At 53.2% G+C, this 17,193-nt stretch carries 13 protein-coding genes and 1 other RNA gene; 5 read left to right on the plus strand and 9 right to left on the minus strand.

Annotated elements, in window-relative coordinates; genetic code table 11:
- The first annotated feature begins 96 nt into the window (after positions 1-96).
- Both pykF and FHW71_RS06375 read left to right on the plus strand, forming a co-directional pair.
- Complete coding sequence (gene pykF, locus FHW71_RS06370; protein WP_061716691.1) at positions 97-1,509, plus strand: pyruvate kinase PykF; 1,413 nt, start codon at positions 97-99, stop codon at positions 1,507-1,509.
- Between the two features lie 304 nt (positions 1,510-1,813).
- On the plus strand, positions 1,814-2,050 hold the full coding sequence (locus FHW71_RS06375) for a major outer membrane lipoprotein (protein WP_007892735.1): 237 nt from the start codon (positions 1,814-1,816) through the stop codon (positions 2,048-2,050).
- Positions 2,051-2,124: 74 nt separating this feature from the next.
- On the opposite strand, the gene FHW71_RS06380 is transcribed toward FHW71_RS06375, so the two are convergent.
- The 7 genes from FHW71_RS06380 to sufA all read right to left on the minus strand — a co-directional run bounded on the left by FHW71_RS06380 (position 2,125) and on the right by sufA (position 8,729).
- Positions 2,125-3,102, minus strand: a complete 978-nt coding sequence (locus FHW71_RS06380; RefSeq protein ID WP_179451124.1) for a L,D-transpeptidase family protein — start codon at positions 3,100-3,102, stop codon at positions 2,125-2,127.
- Between the two features lie 61 nt (positions 3,103-3,163).
- Positions 3,164-3,580, minus strand: coding sequence for a cysteine desulfuration protein SufE (gene sufE, locus FHW71_RS06385; protein WP_008102979.1), 417 nt, complete (start codon positions 3,578-3,580; stop codon positions 3,164-3,166).
- A 20-nt stretch (positions 3,581-3,600) separates the two neighbouring features.
- The gene (sufS, locus tag FHW71_RS06390) at positions 3,601-4,824 is read right to left on the minus strand and encodes a cysteine desulfurase SufS (protein WP_091003179.1); all 1,224 of its coding nucleotides are present in this window, start codon (positions 4,822-4,824) and stop codon (positions 3,601-3,603) included.
- Positions 4,821-6,098, minus strand: a complete 1,278-nt coding sequence (sufD, locus tag FHW71_RS06395; protein ID WP_179451126.1) for a Fe-S cluster assembly protein SufD — start codon at positions 6,096-6,098, stop codon at positions 4,821-4,823. Before sufD ends, sufS begins: the two co-directional genes overlap by 4 nt.
- The gene (sufC, locus tag FHW71_RS06400) at positions 6,073-6,819 is read right to left on the minus strand and encodes a Fe-S cluster assembly ATPase SufC (RefSeq protein ID WP_008102973.1); all 747 of its coding nucleotides are present in this window, start codon (positions 6,817-6,819) and stop codon (positions 6,073-6,075) included. Before sufC ends, sufD begins: the two co-directional genes overlap by 26 nt.
- A gap of 34 nt (positions 6,820-6,853) precedes the next feature.
- A complete protein-coding gene (gene sufB, locus FHW71_RS06405; RefSeq protein WP_008102971.1) occupies positions 6,854-8,347 on the minus strand; it encodes a Fe-S cluster assembly protein SufB in 1,494 nt (497 codons plus the stop codon).
- A gap of 7 nt (positions 8,348-8,354) precedes the next feature.
- Positions 8,355-8,729, minus strand: coding sequence for a Fe-S cluster assembly scaffold SufA (sufA, locus tag FHW71_RS06410; RefSeq protein WP_007892717.1), 375 nt, complete (start codon positions 8,727-8,729; stop codon positions 8,355-8,357).
- Between the two features lie 388 nt (positions 8,730-9,117).
- Between sufA and FHW71_RS06415 the strand changes: the two genes are divergently transcribed.
- Positions 9,118-9,522: a hypothetical protein gene (locus FHW71_RS06415; RefSeq protein ID WP_008102969.1), complete on the plus strand. Its 405-nt coding sequence runs from the start codon at positions 9,118-9,120 to the stop codon at positions 9,520-9,522.
- Between the two features lie 30 nt (positions 9,523-9,552).
- On the opposite strand, the gene FHW71_RS06420 is transcribed toward FHW71_RS06415, so the two are convergent.
- The gene (locus FHW71_RS06420; RefSeq protein WP_179451128.1) at positions 9,553-12,606 is read right to left on the minus strand and encodes an FAD-binding and (Fe-S)-binding domain-containing protein; all 3,054 of its coding nucleotides are present in this window, start codon (positions 12,604-12,606) and stop codon (positions 9,553-9,555) included.
- Between the two features lie 205 nt (positions 12,607-12,811).
- Here FHW71_RS06420 and ydiK point away from each other — a divergent pair, with 205 nt between their 5' ends.
- Positions 12,812-13,924 carry an AI-2E family transporter YdiK gene (gene ydiK, locus FHW71_RS06425; protein ID WP_008102965.1) on the plus strand — a complete coding sequence of 371 codons (1,113 nt, stop codon included), beginning with the start codon at positions 12,812-12,814 and terminating at the stop codon, positions 13,922-13,924.
- A gap of 339 nt (positions 13,925-14,263) precedes the next feature.
- An RNA gene (gene rprA / locus FHW71_RS06430) (antisense sRNA RprA) lies at positions 14,264-14,371 on the plus strand.
- 99 nt (positions 14,372-14,470) lie between these two features.
- On the opposite strand, the gene ppsA is transcribed toward rprA, so the two are convergent.
- Positions 14,471-16,858, minus strand: a complete 2,388-nt coding sequence (gene ppsA, locus FHW71_RS06435; protein WP_154152463.1) for a phosphoenolpyruvate synthase — start codon at positions 16,856-16,858, stop codon at positions 14,471-14,473.
- Positions 16,859-17,193 lie beyond the last annotated feature (335 nt).

The following is a 17,193-nucleotide window of genomic DNA, read 5'->3' on the forward strand; positions in this document are numbered from 1 at the left end:
TGAAATCCGTTCCAACACCATAAATATTCTCACTTCGGTGCCATGCGCATCGAATTCCGACCTTTATCATCCATCACAACTTATAGAAAACCTGACATGAAAAAGACCAAAATCGTTTGTACTATCGGTCCAAAAACCGAATCTGAAGAGATGCTGACCCAACTGCTGGAAGCGGGCATGAACGTGATGCGCCTGAACTTCTCGCACGGGGATTACGCTGAACACGGCCAACGCATCACCAACATGCGTGCTGTTATGGAAAAAACCGGTCGTCAGGCCGCTATTCTGCTGGACACCAAAGGTCCGGAAATTCGTACCATGAAACTGGAAGGCGGCAACGATGTATCGTTGAAAGCCGGCCAGACCTTCACCTTCACTACCGATCAGTCGGTGATTGGTAACAGCGAACGTGTTGCAGTGACCTACGCCGGTTTCACTGAAGACCTGAAAATTGGTAACACCGTACTGGTCGACGATGGCTTGATCGGTATGCAGGTGACTGAAGTCACTGAGAACTCAGTGGTCTGTAATGTCCTGAACAACGGTGATCTGGGTGAGAACAAAGGCGTTAACCTGCCAGGTGTCTCCATTCAGCTGCCTGCACTGGCGGAAAAAGATAAGCGCGACCTGATCTTTGGTTGCGAGCAGAACGTTGATTTCGTCGCCGCTTCATTTATCCGTAAGCGTTCTGACGTGCTGGAAATCCGTGAGCACCTGAAAGCGCACGGCGGCGAACACATTCAGATCATCTCGAAAATCGAGAACCAGGAAGGCCTGAACAACTTCGACGAGATCCTTGAAGCGTCAGACGGCATCATGGTTGCGCGTGGCGACCTCGGCGTTGAGATCCCAGTTGAAGAAGTGATCTTCGCGCAGAAGATGATGATCAAAAAATGTAATAAAGCCCGCAAAGTGGTGATCACCGCGACGCAGATGCTGGATTCAATGATCAAAAACCCGCGCCCTACCCGCGCAGAAGCCGGCGACGTGGCTAACGCCATCCTCGATGGTACCGATGCGGTGATGCTGTCTGGTGAGAGCGCGAAAGGCCGCTATCCGCTGGAGTCGGTCACCATCATGGCGACCATCTGTGAGCGCACCGATCGCGTGATGAAATCCCGCATCGATTCACTGCAAGACTCACGCAAGCTGCGCATCACCGAAGCAGTGTGCCGCGGTGCGGTTGAGACTGCAGAGAAGCTGGAAGCACCACTGATTGTTGTAGCTACCGAAGGCGGTAAATCTGCCAAAGCGATCCGTAAGTATTTCCCGGATGCCACCATTCTGGCGCTCACCACCAACGAAACCACCGCGCGTCAGCTGATTCTGAGCAAAGGTATCGAAACCCACCTGGTGACAGAAATTGCCTCAACTGATGATTTCTATCGCATTGGTAAAGAAATGGCGCTGGAAAGCGGATATGCGCAGAAAGGCGATGTTGTGGTCATGGTTTCAGGCGCATTAGTACCAAGCGGAACGACAAACACCGCTTCTGTACATGTAATCTGATTAGCAACTGAATTTTTATTAAAAAGCGCCTTTTCCAGGCGCTTTTTTTATTGCTGATGTAATACAAAAACCAGAAATTTCCAATCGAAATTAACTATTCAAAATCTCGTATGATTAAGGTTAGTCCGATTAAATCTCTCTGTTTTAGCTAATTATTTTCATCTTCTTCTGTGAAATGCTGTTTCTTTGAGCGAACGATCAAAATTAAGCATGTTCTCATCAAAAATTTATTCTCAACTCAAAAAGCTTTGTGTAATACTTGTAACGCTACATGGAGATTAACTCAATCTAGAGGGTATAAAGAATGAATCGCACTAAACTGGTACTGGGCGCTGTAATCCTGGCTTCAACTATGCTGGCTGGTTGCTCAAGCAACGCTAAAATCGACCAACTGTCTTCAGACGTTCAGACTCTGAACGCTAAAGTTGATCAGCTGAGCAACGACGTGAACGCAATCCGTTCTGACGTTCAGGCTGCTAAAGATGACGCAGCTCGCGCTAACCAGCGTCTGGACAACCAGGCTCACTCTTACCGTAAGTAAGAGTACTGGTTGAAAAATGGTGCCCATGTGGCACCATTTTTTTTGTCCTGATTCTGCGTTTCTCTGGTCCGAATTCAGGGTTGCGCTACTGCTTCACCTACAGCTTCAGCACTCTGATTAGTTACCGGCTCACCGCTGCTCACTAACACCGGCATTCCTGAACGTCGGGCTATCACTTCCTTAATCAACGCGGTATCGCTCTTCTCACTCTTTAAGAAGGCTTTCAGCTGCGCAGACTGTGCAATCGGCATGGTTTGTGGATCATCCTTATCGTTGCGCGATAAAGGCTGATGCACTTCAACGTAGCGCTTACCGTCGGGCTCAATCGCATATTTGATGGGCTGGTTGATGACCTGCACGCGCGTTCCTTTCGGCACGCTGTTGAACAGCGCTTCAATATCATCCGGTCGCAGTCGAATGCAGCCAGAGCTTACGCGCATACCAATACCAAAGTCAGCATTGGTGCCGTGAATCAAATACTGACCAGTACCGCGCGCCAGACGCATCGCAAACAGCCCCATCGGGTTATCTGGCCCGGCGGGCACCACGCCCGGCAAAGTGATGCCCTCTTTGGCATAGCGCTTGCGGATATTAGTGGTTGGCGTCCAGGTAGGATTAGGGATTTTCTGGCTGATACTGGTGACCATGGTTGGCGTCATGGCCCCCAATTGGCCGATACCAATCGGATAGACCACCACACGATCTTCACCTTTCGGATAGTAGTAGAGCCGCAGTTCTGCGAGGTTAATCACGATTCCTTCGCGTGGCGCATCAGGCAGCAGCATCTGCAGCGGCACGGTTAATTGCGTGCCAGCCTTTGGCAGCCAGGGATCAACGCCTGGATTGGCTTCCAGCATGCCGAGCATGCCTATCTTATAACGCGCGGCAATGCTCTCCAGCGGCCGTTTGTCATCCGGCACGGTGGTCAGGGTATTCTCGCCAATTAAACGGCTGTTATCGGCTGGTAGGGGATATTCCGTAGCAAATGCAGGTGCAGAGAGTCCGCAACAGGACAACAGCAATGCACCGGCTAAACGTAAGGCTGGTTTCATGCAATTTTCTCTTTGTCGGATAGAACAGACCCCGGTCAAGCCGGGGTCTGGAGAGTGTAACTTAGCTGAGGGTCTGAGCGTTATGCCGGATCGCGCGGATCATGGCTTCCAGACCCTGTGAACGCGAGGGAGTGAGATGTGAGGTCAGCGCCAATTCGCCAAACCAGTGACGCACATCGAGATCGAGAATCTCTGGCGCCTTAAGCCCTTGATATAGGCTAAATACCACTGCAATCAACCCTTTAACGATGGCGGCATCACTGTCACCTTCGAAGGCGATGGTGCCATCAGCCTGCGGGGTCATGCGTATCCACACCTGGCTCTGACAGCCTGAAATCACGTGTTCTGGCTGCTGTAAGCTTTCGGAGGATTCTGGTAATTTCCCACCGAGTTCAATGATGTAGAGGTACTTCTCTTCCCAGTTAGCGCAACGATTAAAGTTACGAACCAGTCTCTCTTTATCTGGCAAATTCGCCATGAATCACTCCTGAAATCTGCTCAACCGCCCAGCAGACGATGAATACGGGTCAAACCTGCGGCCAGGCGATCGGCTTCTTCTTCGGTGTTATACAGCGCGAAGGAGGCACGACACATCGCCGGCACCGCATAATGACGCATCAGCGGCATTGCGCAATGATGGCCGGTGCGGATCGCAATACCGTATTGATCAAGGAAACTGCCGACATCAAACGCGTGATGCTTGCCGAGATTAAAGGCCACCACGCCGCTGCGACTTTCCGGACCGTAAATCACCAGATCTGGCACCGAAGCCAGTTTATCCAGCGCATAACGCATCAGCATCGATTCGCGCTGATGAATAACGTCCAGGCCCAGTTCGCTGATCCACGTTAACGCCGCCCCCAAACCAATGATACCGCCGGTATTTGGCGTGCCCGCTTCGAAACGCCATGGCGTACTGTTAAAAGTGGTGCCGGTTGGCAGCACCACTTCAGAAATCATCGAACCGCCGCCTTCCCACGGTGGCATGATCTCCTGCAACGCTTTACGCGCGTACAGCACACCAATACCGGTCGGACCATAAATTTTATGGCCGGAGAAGGCGTAAAAGTCACAGTCGATATCCTGCACATCCACCGCGTGATGCATCACAGCTTGCGCGCCATCCACCAGCGTAATTACGCCAGCGGCTTTCGCTTGCGCCACGATGGCTTTCACAGGATTGACGGTTCCGAGCACGTTTGAAACGTGGGTCACCGCCAGCAAACGAGTGCGGCTATCAATCAAGCCGCTCAGCTGCTCTAGCGCCAGCTCGCCCTGCGCATTTAGCGGCAGTACGCGAATTTCTGCGCCGGTACGCTGCGCCACCATCTGCCACGGCACGATGTTAGCGTGATGCTCCATCTCGGTGATGATGATGTTATCGCCCGGCTGCAGCTGACTGCCGCCCCAACTGTTAGCCACCAGATTGATGGCTTCCGTGGTGCCTTTGACGAAGATGATCTCTTCAGGCGAAGCGGCGTTAAGAAAACGCGCGGCCTGATGACGCACGTTCTCCATGTCGGTGGTCGCCTGCGCGCTCAATGAATGGATACCGCGGTGCACGGCTGCATAGCCGTGCTGGTAGAAATAACTTTCCGCATTGATGACCGCGAGCGGGCGCTGTGCGCTGGCCGCGCTATCAAGGTAGGCCAGCGGATGTCCGTTGACCTCACGTTTCAGAATCGGAAATTCCGCTCTGATGCGTTCGAGATCGAAACTCATGACTCAACTCCCGGAATACGCGCGGCAATGCGCAGCAGCACCACCTGACGCAGTACCGGATTCTCCAGCGTTTCGGTGAGTTCAGCGGCAAATGCATGGATGATCATACGCTGTGCGGCGGTCTCATCGATGCCGCGCGAGCGCAGATAGAACATCTGCTCTTCATCAATACGACCAATGGTCGCACCGTGACTGCACTTCACGTCATCAGCATAGATTTCCAGCTGCGGCTTGGTGTCCACTTCAGCCAAACGGCCCAGCAACAGGTTGTTGTTGGTCATCTGTCCATCGGTTTTCAGCGCATGCTGTGCCACTTTGATCATGCCGTTGAACACCGCACGACCTTTATCGCGCGCGATGACTTTGTGCATCTGACGGCTGGTGCAGTAGCCTTTGTTGTGCTCCAGATAGCTGCGGGTATCGCACACTTCCTGATTCACCGGCAACGACAAGCTGTTGATCGCCAGATTGGTATTTTCGCCATTTAGCTGCGCGCTGGTGTTGTGACGCGATAAGCCCGCACCCAGCAGGAAACTGGTGGTGGCCACATTCGCATCACGGCCCATCACCACATCATTGTGCGCGAAGTGGTAAGCCTTCTCGCTCTCAAATGACAGTTTGATGTGCTGCAGTTTGGCATTGTCGGCCACATAGAAAGTGAAACGCGCGCCGGTAAAGTGCGCCACATCATTCAACGTGACATAGTGCTCAATCACTTCCGCTTCTGCGCTGGCTTCCAGCTGCAGATGGTGGCGATGATGCACGGTGTTAGTGCCCGCGTCCTGACCGCTGGTGATGTGCAGCAGATAGAGCGGTTTAGCCGCTGATTTGCCACGCGCCAGACGAATAGTGGTAGCTTCTTCCGCCAGGCTTTCGGTCAGATGCAGGAACACTTCCGGCTGAATCGGTGCCGGCAGCGGACGACGCTCAGAAGCCTGCGCATGCTGAATTTCAAACAGGCCGGTATCACGGCTGCTCAATTCGGCCTGAAAGCGACCGTCAACAAACACCAGACGCACCGCATCAATCGGCAGCGCCAGCGCTTCAACTTGCTCAGCGCTCACTTCCTGCGGTTGTGGCAGCACAAATTGCTGCGCCAGCAGGCCATCAAGCGGCGTGTATTTCCAGTTTTCGTGCTTACGCGTCGGCAGGCCGACACGCATCAGTTGCTGCCAGTGCTGCTGCGCCTGTAAAGAACGCACGTCACCGCGCGATTCAAACAGGTGATGCCACTGCTGCAGGGCGTTATCACTCTTGGTCGGTAAGCCAGCCATAGCCTTGCTCCTCCAACTGTTTCACCAGCGAGAAGTCGCCAGATTTAACGATCTTGCCCTGATACAGCACGTGTACGTGATCCGGCTTGATGTAATCCAGGATGCGCTGATAGTGCGTCACGATGATGAATGAACGCTTACCGTCGCGCAGGCTGTTAACGCCTTCGGCTACGATTTTCAGCGCATCGATATCCAGACCGGAGTCGGTTTCATCAAGGATGCACAGCTCAGGTTCCAGGGCCGCCATCTGCAGGATGTCGTTACGCTTCTTCTCACCGCCGGAGAAACCCACGTTCACAGAACGGGTCAGCAAATCTTCTGGCATCTTCAGCAGCTGGATTTTATCTTCGATAAAGTCCTGGAAGTCGAAACGGTCCAGCGGCTCCTGCTCACGGTATTTACGTACCGCGTTGACCGAGGTCTGCAGGAAGAACTGGTTGCTGACGCCCGGGATTTCTACCGGATACTGGAACGCCATGAAGATGCCTTCACCGGCACGCTCTTCTGGCTCAAGCTCCAGCAGATCTTTGCCCTTAAAGGTGACAGAACCGCCAGTGACTTCGTAATCTTCACGACCAGCCAGCGTTGCAGACAGGGTACTTTTACCTGAACCGTTCGGTCCCATGATGGCGTGGACTTCGCCCGGTTTCACTTCAAGGTTCAGACCGCGCAAAATCTCTTTGTCTTCAACGCTAACCTGCAAATCTTTAATGCTTAACATACTCTTTCCTTCACATTGCTTCCGGCAACGGGCATCAGCCCACACTGTGCTCAAGGCTGATAGCTAACAATTTTTGCGCTTCCACGGCGAATTCCAGTGGCAGCTCGGAGAAAACGTCTTTGCAGAAGCCGTTGACGATCATTGAGATCGCATCTTCTTCGCTGATGCCACGCTGCAGGCAGTAGAACATCTGATCTTCACCGATGCGCGAGGTAGTGGCTTCGTGCTCCAGATGGGCGGTATTGTTGCGCGTTTCCACATACGGGAAAGTGTGCGCACCGCACTCGGCACCAATCAGCATCGAATCACACTGGGTGAAGTTACGCGCGTTGGTGGCGGTTGGCATGATTTTCACCAGGCCGCGATAGGTGTTCTGGCTCTTACCAGCAGAGATACCTTTCGAGATGATGGTCGACTTGGTGTTTTTACCAATGTGAATCATCTTGGTACCGGTATCCGCCTGCTGGCGGCCCGCCGTTAGCGCGACGGAGTAGAACTCACCAATCGAGTAGTCACCGCGCAGAATGCAGCTTGGATATTTCCAGGTGATCGCCGAACCGGTCTCAGACTGTGTCCAGGACATCTTGCTGTGATCGCCTTCGCACAGGGCACGCTTGGTAACGAAGTTGAGGATACCGCCCTCGCCTTCACCGCCTGGGAACCAGTTCTGTACGGTTGAATATTTCACTTCAGCGTTCTTGTGGATGATCACTTCTACCACTGCGGCGTGCAGCTGATAGGTGTCACGCACCGGCGCTGAGCAACCTTCGATGTAGCTGACGTAGCTGTCTTCATCGGCGATCAAGATGGTGCGCTCGAACTGACCGGTTTTTGCCGCGTTGATGCGGAAATAGGTCGACAGCTCCATCGGGCAACGTACGCCTTTCGGGATGTACACGAAGGTACCGTCAGAGGCCACAGCGGAGTTCAGCGCGGCAAAGAAGTTATCGTTTGGCGGCACGACAGTACCGAGATACTTCTGCACCAGCTCTGGGTGATCGTGAATCGCTTCGCCGAACGAGCAGAAGATAATTCCCTGCTCCGCCAGCTTGCCGCGATAGGTAGTTGAAACGGAGACGGAGTCGAAAATCGCATCCACCGCCACTTCACGCCCTTCACGCACCGGAACGCCTAACTGGTTGAACGCGTCTTCCACTTCCTTCGTCAGGTAGTCGCTGGAGGCGACGCTGCCGGAGGTTTGGGTCGCGCCAGGTTCAGAAGCACAGCTGTCATCGCAGTTGCCGCAGGACGGCGCGGAATAGTAGCTGTAATCCTGATAATCCAGTTTTTCGTAGTGCGCTTTCAGCCAGTGCGGCTCTTCCATTTGCTCCCAGGCGCGGAACGCCTTGAGACGGAATTCAAGCATCCATTCAGGTTCGTTACGTTTAGCCGAAATGGCGCGCACCACATCTTCATTGATGCCGTGAGCAAATTCTTCGGTTTGTAACTGGGTAAAGAAGCCCTCTTTATAGTTGAGCTTGCCTTCCCACATTTGTACATCATCAGATGCTTCGGTGTGTCGTGACATGTTTTACTTACTCGACGCCAAAGCTTTCACCGCACCCGCAGGCGTGTTGAGCTTTAGGGTTGTTGAATTTAAAAATCTGGTTAAGACCTTCGCGGACATAATCCAGCTCGGTACCGTCAACAAACGGCATCGCCTGAAGTGGCACAAACAGTTTTGCGCCGAATTGCTCAAACTGCAGGTCGTCATCGGCAGGATCTTTTACCAGATCCATAACGTACCCAAAGCCGGCACAGCCGGACGTTTTCACACCCAGTTTCAATCCCTTGACTTCAGGGTCTTGTTCTACCAGGTTAAGAATCTGTTTCGCTGCCGATTCGGTCAGCGTGAGCCCTTTCCAGACGAAATCTTCGGGTGAAAAGGAGTCGGCATTTACTGATGACATTGTGCTACCTCGTATGTCTGGGCCTTTTCAGGCTATCCCCCTATGGTAGTGATATCAGATATCACTTCAACCTCTTGTTTTGCAGGGATAATCATCTCGTGCTATTTTTCACTGCTGCTTTATTAAGCATAGTCGCTTCAAAGCAGATTGACGGCGGCATTCCCGTGCGCGCCTGACCTGCGTAACCCGTTAAATTGCCGCAAAATTTTTAAAATCAATTTTACGATTTAATCCTGATTGATAGGTTACGCCTTTCTACTATGTAAAGAAATTGTTATTGCCGATTTTAGTAACAGGCAGAAGAAATCAATAAAATTTCACAGCGGGAATTGCATTCCTGACGCGGTTGAATATGATAATGATTATCATTAACCTAAAAGGTGGCGATATGACGCTTACCGTCTCAGCCTGGTTACAACATAAAATCGACGAATATAAGTTTTCGGTGCGCGATATCACCGTTGACTTCTACATGGCTCAGGCAAAGCTCAACCGCACCGATTGCACTCTCGACCAACTGCGTCGCTTCAACGACACCTGCCTCGATATGGCAGAAATCTGCGAACTTAACGGCGACGATCACAGCTTTCTACATGCCATGGGCAAGCTCCATCACCGCTTAGTGCAGGAGATGGGCAATGCCGATCGTGACCGTTTGTTCCGGATTCAGGCCTATCAACTGGCGCGCCTGTCATTAACACGTTTGTGTCATCAACTGGCGCTCAGCGGCGAGTGGGATCAAGCTACCCGCCTGCAGAGTGATTTTGTTCGCCACGCAGGCTGGATATTCTAATCCAGCTTTGTGACGTCTCCTACAATTTGTTTACATCATTTCCAGTAACGCTTGCAGTGGATGACGCATGCCATTGCCTTCTGCGCGTTTCACCTGGCTACGACAGGAAAAGCCGGTTGCCAGACAGCGTTGACGCGGCAGCTTTTGCAGTTGCGGATGCCAGGAAAGCTCGTAAATCCCCAGCGAATTCTCCAGGTTTGCGCTTTCGTGACCATAGGTTCCCGCCATGCCGCAACAACCGACATTGACGTTTTCCAGCCTGGCGCCAAAGCGTGCAAAGATGCTCTGCCACTGATTCGGCGTGGATGGCAGCGCGGTCACTTCAGTGCAGTGCGCAAACAGATACCAGGCTTCGCCGCTGGCGGTTTGTTCCGCGCGTGGAGACAAGGCGGTTTGCAGCCACTCGTGCACCAGCTGCACGTTAAACTCGCCACGCTGCTCGCCCAGCACCTGGTTGTATTCGTCGCGATAGCAAAGCACGGTCGCCGGATCGACGCCGACCATCGGCATGCCCAGTTTCGCCACGCGGTTGAGAAAATCGGCGGTTTTGCTGGCGGTACGTGCAAAGCGTTGCAGGAAGCCTTTCACATGCTGCGCCTTGCCGTTCGGCGAGAACGGCAGCAGCACCGGACGATAACCGAGTTTCTCAATCAGCTTGACGAAATCGGTGACCAGCTGCGCCTCGTAATAGCTGGTGAAAGGATCTTGCACCACCAGCACGCAGTTTTCGCGTTGCGCCGCATCCAGCGCTTCTAACTGCTCCAGCGTCAGGTTCATCGCCGGATGACCGCTTAACTGCTGCTTGAGGCTCGGCGATGACAGCAGTGGCAAATCCACCATGCCGATATGCGTTTTGCTCAGTTCGCGCATCCACGGCTGTTTGAGGAAGAAGTTGAACACCTTGGGCGCTTTGGCCATCAACGGCGCGTAACTTTCCACTGTGGCCACCAGATGATCGCTCATCGGACGCAGATAGCGCGTGTGATAAAGCTGCAGGAAGCGTGAACGGAAGTTCGGCACATCGATCTTGATCGGGCACTGCGTCGAGCAGGCTTTACACGCCAGGCAGCCCGACATCGCCTCTTTCACTTCGTGCGAGAAGTCATATTCACCCTGGTTTGCGTGCCAGGTATTACGCGTGCGCTGAATCAGCGTACGCAAGCTCGCGCCCTGTTTGGGCAATGCCTGCTCCAGTTGAACCGGATCCACGCCCTGCTCGGAGAGCAAGCGCAGCCATTCACGCGTGAGTGTGGCGCGCCCTTTCGGCGAATGAATGCGGTTGCGGGTAATCTTCATCGACGGGCACATCGGGCTACGCGCATCAAAGTTGAAGCACAAACCGTTGCCATTACACTCCATCGCGCCGCGCCACTCGTTGCGCACCGTAACCGGAATCTGCCGATCGTAGGTGCCGCGTTTCACTGCATCAACCTGCATCATCGCTTCATCACTGCCCAGCGGCGTACAGATCTTGCCGGGATTCATGCGATTGTCAGGATCGAAGGCGGCTTTGATGCGACGCAACTCATTGAACAGCGTCTCGCCAAAGAATTCCGGGCTGTACTGCGCGCGGAAGCCTTTGCCGTGCTCGCCCCACAATAAACCGCCGTAGCGCGCGGTTAGCGCCACCACTTCATCGGAGATCTGCTTCATCAGCAGCTCCTGCTGCGGATCGCACATATCCAGCGCCGGCCGCACATGCAACACGCCGGCATCCACGTGACCAAACATGCCATAGCTCAGGCCGTGACTGTCGAGCAGCGCACGAAAATCGACGATGTAATCCGCCAGCTGTTCTGGCGGCACGGCGGTATCTTCGACAAACGGAATCGGCTTGGCGCGCCCTTTGGCGTTCCCCAACAGGCCAACCGCTTTTTTGCGCATATTATAGATGCGCTCAATGCCGCCTAAATCGTCGCACAGTTGATAACCAATCACGCCGCCCATCTGCTGCTGCATCAGCTCATCCAGGCGCTGGCACAGCGTGCTGATTTGCTGCTCAATCAGTTCGCCATCATCACCGGCAAACTCCACGATGTTGAGGCCGAGCATCTCTTTGTCTGGCACATCGGTAATTAATTCATTCACCGAATGCCAGACGATATCTTCACGCGCCAGGTTCAATACTTTCGAGTCAACGGTTTCTACCGACAGCGCTTTGGCTTCCACCATAAAAGGGGCATTACGCAGCGCCGAGTCGAAGGAGTCGTATTTGATGTTCACCAGACGCCGCACTTTCGGGATGGGCGTGATGTCGAGGCGCGCTTCAGTAATAAAGGCCAATGTACCTTCCGCGCCGCACAGCAGACGCGTCAAATCGAATGTCTGTAAATCGTCGCTGAACACATGACGCAGGTCGTAGCCGGTCAGGAAGCGATTGAGTTTGGGAAATTTCTCCAGAATCAGATCGCGCTGTTCACGGCAGCGGCTTAAAACCTGCTGATAAATGCGCCCTTCCGCCGTTGGCGTGTTCGCCAGCTGTTCCGCCAGTGCGGTCGGCATGGCGCGCGTATCCAGGATATCGCCGCCCAGCAGCACCGCACGCAGACCTTCAACGTGATCGGAAGTTTTGCCATACACCAGCGAACCCTGACCCGATGCATCGGTGTTGATCATGCCGCCAAGCGTGGCGCGGTTGCTGGTGGAGAGCTCCGGCGAGAAGAAGAAGCCATACGGCTTAAGCCACGCATTGAGCTGATCTTTCACCACGCCCGCTTCGACACGCACCCAACCTTGCTCAGTGTTGATTTCCAGGATGCGGTTCATGTAGCGCGACATATCCACCACGATGCCCTGATTCAGCGACTGCCCATTGGTGCCAGTGCCGCCACCGCGTGGCGTAAATACCAGGCTGGTAAAGCGGGTTTCACCGGCGAGGCGCGCAATCAAGGCTACATCCGCCGTCGAGCGCGGAAACAGCGCCGCATCAGGCAGCAGCTGATAAATACTGTTATCGGTGGATAGCGAGAGGCGATCGGCATAGCTGGTGGCGGTATCGCCGGTAAAGCCTTGCTCTTTTAAGGACTGCAGGAATGTCAGCACCAGTTGAACGAGGCCCGGTGCCTGAGAAATCTGTGGGATCATTATTGAGTGACCGAGATGTTGTAAACGTTTGCGTCGTAATTTTTTTCAGCCATTGGTTTTATCATACTTTTCCGCTGGCTGCTGTTTTTTCAGGAAAGCGCGCCGCCGTCGCTGCTTTTCCTGTTTAATTTTCAGGAAATAGATCATCATTAATCAGGGCTGTTCAGCCCCACTCTGAAGGATTCATTCGAGGTTAACCGTTGTGATGAAAGACCTGCAACGCGGTATGGATTTACCGCAAATGCTGTTTTCACTGATGTTCATTCTGATCATGATCATCGCCAGTCTGTGGGTGGTGCAGCCCTTTATTCTCGGCTTTGCCTGGGCCAGCATGGTGGTGATCGCCACCTGGCCGTTGATGATTCGTCTGCAACAAATGTTATGGGGACGCCGCTCGCTGGCGGTCATCGCCATGACCATTTTGCTATTACTGCTGTTTATTATTCCTATCGCCCTGCTGGTCAGCAGCCTGATTGATAACAGCGCGCCGGTGATTGCCTGGGCAACGCAGCGCCATCTGGTGATGCCAGACTTCGATTGGTTGCGACAGATTCCCTATGTCGGCAGAAAACTCTACTCCAGCTACCACAAATTAGTGGATGGCGGCGGCGCGGCGATGCTCAATCAGGTGCAGCCTTATATTGGTCGTACAACGGGTTTCTTCGTGGCGCAGGCCGGACACTTTGGCCGCTTTATGATGCACCTCATCGTGATGCTGCTGTTCAGCGTGTTGCTCTACTGGCGCGGCGAGCAGGTGGGTCACGGGATTCGTCATTTTGCTTATCGCATGAGCGGACGCCGTGGTGATGCCGCCGTGCTGCTGGCTGGTCAGGCGATTCGCGCCGTGGCGCTCGGCGTGGTGGTCACCGCGCTGGTGCAGGGCGTGCTCGGCGGCATCGGTTTAGCCATTTCCGGCATTCCTTACGCCACGCTGTTAACCGTGCTGATGATTCTGACCTGTCTGGTGCAGCTCGGACCGCTGGTGGTGTTAGTGCCAGCGATTATCTGGCTCTACTGGAGCGGCGATACCACATGGGGCACGGTGCTGTTGGTATGGAGTTGCGTGGTCGGTACGCTAGACAGTGTGTTGCGTCCGATGTTGATTCGTATGGGTGCCGATTTACCGATGATCCTGATTCTCTCCGGCGTTATTGGCGGATTGATTGCTTTCGGCATGATTGGGCTATTTATCGGTCCGGTGGTATTGGCGGTCTCTTATCGTCTGGTTTCGGTGTGGATGCATGAAGCACCTGAACCGGATGACGATATGCAAACCGCCATCGAAGCACTAGCCGATCACGAAGAAGAACAACGTTAAGTTCGTAGGGTCGCCATTCATGGCGACCTGATTCACATGAAAGTGCATCCTACAAAAGATGCATAAACTCTCCGTTTTACACTGGCCTTACTTTAACCCGCCTAATGCCTTAACTTCGTCACCTTGCATTCCCTACCGATAATAATTTTTTTCCATAAGCGATTTTTAAGAAAAAACGCAGTTTTAGGCGCTTTAGGTGGGATTCGCTTACGGAATGATTATTTTTGCAGCTGAAACAGCGGTAGATCACTAAGAAAATCACCACGAAAGGTTATCAGCTTTAAACTAATAAGAGGATTCTTAAAGACGCCAGCGGGCCTGATCAATAACATGTTTCCTATGTTTGGAATCAAGCTACTGATTTTTAAACAACCTTATTCCCCTGAGTAAAGTGAAGAATTGCTGTGTGTAGTCTTTGCCCATCCCCTGTGATGGGCTTTTTTTTGGCTTTTTTTCAGGCAAAACAACAAGGCCAGCAGCGCTGGCCTTGATAATTACCTTAATGACACGTCAAATTCTCATTTGAAGCATCAAATTACCGCTTGGTTAATGTTTCGCAGCGTTCAACTCTGCCAAACCTAACCAGGTTTCAACCACGGTATCCGGATTCAGCGACAGGCTATCAATGCCCTGCTCCATTAACCATGCCGCAAAGTCCTGATGATCTGATGGGCCCTGACCACAAATACCAACGTATTTGCCCTGCTTTTTCGCCGCTTTGATCGACATCGACAACAGCGCTTTCACCGCATCGTTACGCTCATCAAACAGCGCGGACACCACGCCAGAGTCACGATCGAGGCCCAGCGCCAGCTGCGTCATGTCGTTTGAGCCGATGGAGAAGCCATCGAAGTGCTCGAGGAACTGCTCAGCCAGCAAGGCGTTGGACGGGATCTCACACATCATGATCACTTTCAGGCCGTTCTCGCCGCGCTTCAGACCGTTTTTCGCCAGCTCAGCGACCACCGCTTCGGCTTGATCGACGGTACGCACGAACGGAATCATGATCTCAACGTTGGTCAGTCCCATTTCGTTACGCACGCGCTTCACCGCTTCGCACTCCAGCTTGAAGCAGTCGCGGAAGTTGTCAGCAACGTAACGACCGGCGCCACGGAAACCGAGCATCGGGTTCTCTTCTTCCGGCTCATAACGCTCGCCGCCGACCAGATTGGCGTATTCGTTGGTTTTGAAATCCGAGAGACGAACAATCACGCGCTTCGGCGCAAACGCCGCACCCAAGGTCGCAATCCCTTCGGTCAGACGGCCGATGTAGAACTCAATCGGATCATCAAAGCCTTTCATCATCTGACGAATCTGCTGCTGCAGTTCCGGCGTTTGCTGATCAAACTCCAGCAACGCTTTCGGATGCACGCCAATCATGCGGTTAATAATGAATTCCAGACGCGCCAGGCCAACACCTTCATTCGGCAAGCAGGCGAAATCGAAGGCACGATCCGGGTTACCGATGTTCATCATAATCTTCAGCGGCAGTTCCGGCATGGTATCGACCTGCGAGCTGGTGACTTCAAAGTCCAGCAGTTCGTCATAGACATAACCGGTATCGCCTTCGGCACAGGAAACCGTGACTTTATGGCCATCTTTAAGGTGATCGGTGGCATCGCCACAGCCCACCACCGCCGGAATGCCCAGCTCACGCGCGATGATCGCCGCGTGGCAGGTACGACCGCCGCGATTGGTGACGATGGCCGAGGCTTTCTTCATGATCGGTTCCCAATCGGGATCAGTCATGTCGGTGACCAGCACATCGCCTTTTTCAATGCGGTGCATTTCGCTGATGTCGTGAATAACTTTGACTTCGCCGGCACCGATACGATGACCAATGGCGCGCCCCTCGACCACTACTTTACCTTTACCCTGCAGCGTATAGCGTTCCATCACCTGACCGTTGGAGCGCACCGTTTCCGGACGCGCCTGCACGATGAACAGTTTGCCGGTGTGGCCATCTTTCGCCCACTCAATGTCCATTGGGCGTTTGTAATGCTGCTCAATCAGCACCGCCTGACGCGCCAGCGCCTGCACTTCGTCATCGGTTAAGCTGAAGCGATCGCGCTGTTCCTGCTCGACATCTTCAATGCGCACCTGCTCGCCATGCTCCTGCGAATCGGCATACACCATGCGCAACTTTTTCGAGCCCATGGTGCGACGCACAATCGCCGGACGGTTGGCTGCCAATGTCGGTTTGTGCACGTAGAACTCGTCGGGGTTAACCGCGCCCTGCACCACCATTTCGCCCAAACCAAAGGCTGAGGTGATAAACACCACCTGATCGAAGCCTGATTCGGTATCAATGGTAAACATTACGCCCGAGGAGGCGAGATCCGATCGCACCATGCGCTGAATACCGGCCGAAAGCGCAACGCCGCGATGGTCGTAGCCCTGATGCACACGGTAAGAGATAGCGCGATCGTTAAATAGAGAGGCATAAACGTGCTTCACCGCGATGATCACCGCGTCATAGCCCTGCACGTTTAGGAAAGTCTCCTGCTGGCCGGCAAACGAGGCGTCGGGCATATCCTCGGCGGTGGCTGACGAGCGCACCGCAAAAGAGGCGTCGGCATCATCAGCAGAGAGTTGTTCGTAGGCGCTACGAATCGCCGCTTCCAGCTCAGGCTGGAATGGCGTATCGACCACCCATTGACGAATCTGTTTACCCGCTTGTGCGAGCTCAGCAACATCATCAACATCCGTTTTATCCAGCAAATCATAAATACGCTGGTTCAGTCCGCTTTGATCGAGGAACAGATTAAACGCATAAGATGTGGTCGCATAACCGTTTGGCACGGAAACACCCAGCGACGACAAATTCGTAATCATTTCTCCCAGGGAAGCATTCTTGCCTCCCACCCGATCAACATCATGCATGCCAAGCTGGTTGTACCAGAGCACTAGCGACTGTTGGTCTTGATTGGACATTGAGATTATCCTTTTAAATGATGTGAATACACATGGAACATTTTGCTATTCGCCAAAACAGCCTGGCACAACCGATAAATAAAGACTAAGTGTTGAATCGTTAAAGCAGGAAAAGAACGGCAAAATCGGATTAGTACTTAGAATTAATTGAGTTGCGCAACCTGGCTATTTCGCGCTAATGGATTGCTGCAACGATATTTTTCCCCTTTTCAGAGGGTTAGCGATTGATTTTTGTTGCGCAACGGCTTCACACTTTATTTCATGCGCGAAAAGGAAAATGCGCGAAAATAACGCTTTTCAAAACAGCATTTCATCTAATATTGATTATTCGCTGA

It is taken from the genome of Enterobacter sp. Sphag1F (genome assembly GCF_014193275.1).
Classification (GTDB): Bacteria; Pseudomonadota; Gammaproteobacteria; order Enterobacterales; family Enterobacteriaceae; genus Pantoea; species Pantoea symbiotica.

Coding starts and splice junctions, on each gene's coding strand:
- pykF (WP_061716691.1), top strand. CDS start 97: ATGAAAAAGACCAAAATCGTTTGTACTATCGGTCCAAAAACCGAATCT.
- FHW71_RS06375 (WP_007892735.1), top strand. CDS start 1,814: ATGAATCGCACTAAACTGGTACTGGGCGCTGTAATCCTGGCTTCAACT.
- FHW71_RS06380 (WP_179451124.1), bottom strand. CDS start 3,102: ATGAAACCAGCCTTACGTTTAGCCGGTGCATTGCTGTTGTCCTGTTGC.
- sufE (WP_008102979.1), bottom strand. CDS start 3,580: ATGGCGAATTTGCCAGATAAAGAGAGACTGGTTCGTAACTTTAATCGT.
- sufS (WP_091003179.1), bottom strand. CDS start 4,824: ATGAGTTTCGATCTCGAACGCATCAGAGCGGAATTTCCGATTCTGAAA.
- sufD (WP_179451126.1), bottom strand. CDS start 6,098: ATGGCTGGCTTACCGACCAAGAGTGATAACGCCCTGCAGCAGTGGCAT.
- sufC (WP_008102973.1), bottom strand. CDS start 6,819: ATGTTAAGCATTAAAGATTTGCAGGTTAGCGTTGAAGACAAAGAGATT.
- sufB (WP_008102971.1), bottom strand. CDS start 8,347: ATGTCACGACACACCGAAGCATCTGATGATGTACAAATGTGGGAAGGC.
- sufA (WP_007892717.1), bottom strand. CDS start 8,729: ATGTCATCAGTAAATGCCGACTCCTTTTCACCCGAAGATTTCGTCTGG.
- FHW71_RS06415 (WP_008102969.1), top strand. CDS start 9,118: ATGACGCTTACCGTCTCAGCCTGGTTACAACATAAAATCGACGAATAT.
- FHW71_RS06420 (WP_179451128.1), bottom strand. CDS start 12,606: ATGATCCCACAGATTTCTCAGGCACCGGGCCTCGTTCAACTGGTGCTG.
- ydiK (WP_008102965.1), top strand. CDS start 12,812: ATGAAAGACCTGCAACGCGGTATGGATTTACCGCAAATGCTGTTTTCA.
- ppsA (WP_154152463.1), bottom strand. CDS start 16,858: ATGTCCAATCAAGACCAACAGTCGCTAGTGCTCTGGTACAACCAGCTT.